This window comes from Mycobacterium talmoniae (assembly GCF_001854525.1).
Lineage (GTDB): Bacteria > Actinomycetota > Actinomycetes > Mycobacteriales > Mycobacteriaceae > Mycobacterium > Mycobacterium talmoniae.
In genome coordinates this window covers 1-3,701 of record NZ_MLQM01000279.1, presented here as the reverse complement: position 1 = coordinate 3,701, position 3,701 = coordinate 1, and the positions used below count along the sequence as shown (strand labels likewise).

The window sequence follows — 3,701 nt, the reverse complement described above, 5'->3', positions numbered from 1 at the left end:
ACGCGACAGACCACTATCCTCAACCATGACGTCCTCCTCGGTGTATTGGGATACCAAGCCCGTCAACGACACCAGGAGGACGTCTTTTTGATCAACATTTATCGACATAGCCCTCTTACTACGCCGGACAAAACCACGGGTCTGCGCACGCTCGCCGCAGTTCAAGCGCAAGGAAGCAGCCCGAACCATCCGGCGCGACACCAACAGATTGAGGAAGTCGAGATGTCAGGCATCGACGGCAAAGTCGTGGCCATCACCGGAGCTAGCAGCGGCATCGGCGAGGCGACCGCACGCGCCGTCGCCTTTGCTATCGAACAGCCACACGACATCGAGATCGGCGACATCACCATCCGCCCGACGGTGCAGGGTTAGACCCAGCGACCACCGCTACTGGTTCGGAATCGGGTCGAGCGCTTTGAGTTTGCCGTCGGGCCCGATCTGGTAGCGCACCGTGCCGATGCCGGTGGGTCGTTCGGGCGTGTCACCGCCCTTTTGCCACTGGTATTGCACGGTGACGGTGTCCTCGCCGGGCGTCAGCACCGTCGTGTAGGGCTTCGGGTTGGTGGTGGGGCTGCCCAACGGGGTGTTGTGGTCGAAGAACAGCAGCTGGTTGGGGCTCACCGCGGTCGCGCTGCTCGGCGCGATCTGCACCCAGTACAGCCGGCAATCGTGGGTGTGCCCGCGCCCGATTTCGGTCCAGGTCGACCCCGGCACCGCGCTCGGCTCCGCGATAATCGCGTGCTGCACGGTGTCCGCGCTCGGCCCGTCGGAGTCCGCGCAGCTGTCCGGCGGGGCCGACGCGGGGCCACCGGGCTTCCAGCCGCAGCCCGCTGTGATCAGGCCCACAGCCACCAGGATTGCCACCATCGCATGCCGCACGCCCCGAAGCTTACGGGCTGTCAGCAACCCGGTGGGGTTATCACACCGGGTTCCCAGCATCAGGAAATGATCTTGAAACCTGGGCAGGGCACCGTGGTGGCACACCCAATTTGAGGAGGGAGACACGCGTGCCTGCGGACCCGCACACCGTCGACACGCTGTGCGCATACTGCGGCGTCGGGTGCGGCATGGTGCTGCAGGTCGACACCGATCCGGAGACCGGGCGACGCTCGGTCGCCAAATCCACCGGCAACAAAACGCACCCCACCAACTTCGGCCGGTTATGCACCAAGGGCGCGACCACGGCCGACATGCTGGCCGCGCCCGGCCGGATGGAGTCGGCGTTCCTGCGCCCGCACCGCGGTGAACCGATCGAACCGGCCGACGTCGACGCCGCCATCACCCACTGCGCGACCCGGCTCCGGGCGATCCTCGACGAACACGGACCCGACGCCGTCGCGCTCTACGTGTCCGGGCAGATGTCCACCGAGGCCCAGTATTTGGCGAACAAGCTGGCCAAGGGGTTCATCGGCACCAACCAGATCGAGTCCAACTCGCGGCTGTGCATGGCCAGCGCCGGATCCGGGTACAAGCAGTCGCTGGGCGCCGACGGACCGCCCGGCTCGTATCAGGATTTCGATCACGCCGACGTGTTCTTCGTGATCGGGGCCAATATGGCCGACTGCCACCCGATCTTGTTTCTGCGGCTGATGGACCGGGTCAAAGCCGGCGCCAAACTGATCGTCGTCGACCCGCGGCGCACCGCGACCGCCGAAAAGGCCGACCTGTTTTTGCAGATCGCGCCCGGCACCGACCTCGCGCTGCTCAACGGCCTGCTGCACCTGCTCATCCAAAACGGCCACACCGACGACGAATTCATCGCCGAGTTCACCGAGGGTTGGGAGGTGATGCCCAGCTTCGCCGAGCAATTCCCGCCGGACCACGTGGCCGAGATCACCGGCATCCCCGAGGCCGACATCCGCACCGCCGCCCAGTGGATCGGTGAAGCCGCCAACTGGATGAGCTGCTGGACGATGGGGCTCAACCAAAGCACGCACGGCACCTGGAACACCAACGCGGTCTGCAACCTGCACCTGGCCACCGGCGCGATCTGCAAGACCGGCAGCGGCCCGTTCTCGCTGACCGGGCAGCCCAACGCGATGGGCGGCCGCGAAATGGGTTACATGGGTCCCGGTTTGCCCGGGCAGCGCAGCGTGCTCAGCGACGACGACCGCGCCTTCGTCGAAGACCAGTGGGGGCTGCCGGCCGGCACGCTGCGCACCGAGGTGGGCACCGGCACCATCGACATGTTCACCAAGATGGCCGACGGTCAGATCAAGGCCTGCTGGATCATCTGCACCAATCCCGTTGCCACGGTGGCCAACCGGAAAACCGTGTTGGAGGGCCTGGAGGCCGCCGAACTGGTGATCGCCCAGGACGCGTTCGCCGACACCGAGACCAACGAGTACGCCGACGTGCTGCTGCCGGCGGCGCTGTGGACCGAATGCGACGGGGTGATGATCAACTCCGAGCGCAACCTCACCCTGTTCCAGCAGGCGGTTGACCCGCCCGGACAGGCGCTGCCGGACTGGCAGATCATCGCCCGCATCGCCACCGAGATGGGCTACGGCGACGCGTTCAGCTACGGCTGCGCCGAAGACGTATTCAACGAGATCAAGCGGTTTCACAACCCGACGACCGGCTACGACCTGCGCGGGGTCAGCTATCAGCGGCTGCGCCAAACCCCGATCCAGTGGCCCTGCCCGCCGGAGGGCACCGAGGACCGCAACCCGATCCGCTACCTCAACGACGGGATCAGCCAGACCCAGCGGGTGCGCGAGGACGGCAGCATCCCGCGGTTGGCGTTCGCGACCGGCAGCGGCCGCGCGGTGTTCTTCGCCCGCCCGCACCTGCTGCCCGAGGAAATGCCCGACGACGACTACCCGTTCCTGCTCAACACCGGTCGGTTGCCGCACCAGTGGCACACCATGACCAAGACCGGCAAAGTCGCCAAACTCAACAAACTCAACCCCGCACCGTTCGTGGAGATCCATCCCGACGACGCCGCCCGGCTTTCCATCGTCGACGACGACCGGATCGAGATCGCGTCGCGCCGGGGCCGCGCGGTGCTGCCGGCGGTGGTCACCGACCGGGTGCGGCCCGGCGACTGCTTCGCCCCGTTCCACTGGAACGACGCCTTCGGCGAATACCTGTCGATCAACGCCGTCACCAACGACGCCGTCGACCCCACCTCGCAGCAACCCGAGTTCAAGGCCTGCGCGGTCACCTTGACCAAGGTCACCGCCGCCGCGCCGGCGGCGCCAGCCGAGCCCACCGCCACGCACGCCCCGGCCGATCCCGCGTCCCCGGAGGAAATCAGCTTGTCCCAAGTCGACGCCCTCGCCGACCTTCTCGGCCAGCCCGACCAGTTCGCGGCGCAGTTCGACCCGATGGAGCGGGCCTACCTGTCCGGTCTGATGGCCGCGCTGCGCACCGACGCCGGCCGCCGCGCGCCCGGGGTGCCGACCCTGCCGTCCAGCGCACCGTTTGAGCCGAGCACCCGGATGTGGGTCGACGGGGTGATGGCGGGGCTGTTCTCCCGCAGCCCGGTACCCGGTTGGGGGGCGCTGCCGGCGGCGGCGCCCGCGCCGGCGGCCGGCCCGACCGATCCCGGACCCGTCTCTTATACACCTCTGACGCTGCCGGCGGCTTAATAGGTGGTGGTTTTCGTGGGGGGCGTGTCGCCTGTCGATGCAACAGACAGGTCTCGGAAGATGGCTGTCGTGGGGGAGGGCTGTGATTGGGGGCGGGCTGTGGCATCT

Annotated in this window: 1 protein-coding gene and 2 pseudogenes; 2 read left to right on the top strand and 1 reads right to left on the bottom strand. The window is 67.4% G+C overall.

Annotated features, from left to right (window positions below; genetic code table 11):
* Nucleotides 1-372: pseudogene (locus BKN37_RS30070) on the top strand (hypothetical protein); the annotation flags it as partial.
* Nucleotides 373-387: 15 nt separating this feature from the next.
* On the opposite strand, the gene BKN37_RS26330 reads toward BKN37_RS30070, so the two are convergent.
* The gene (locus BKN37_RS26330; protein ID WP_071030166.1) at nucleotides 388-867 is read right to left on the bottom strand and encodes an LppP/LprE family lipoprotein; all 480 of its coding nucleotides are present in this window, start codon (nucleotides 865-867) and stop codon (nucleotides 388-390) included.
* A gap of 200 nt (nucleotides 868-1,067) precedes the next feature.
* On the opposite strand from BKN37_RS26330, the pseudogene BKN37_RS26325 reads away from it, so the two are divergent.
* Nucleotides 1,068-3,572: pseudogene (locus BKN37_RS26325) on the top strand (molybdopterin oxidoreductase family protein); the annotation flags it as partial.
* Nucleotides 3,573-3,701 lie beyond the last annotated feature (129 nt).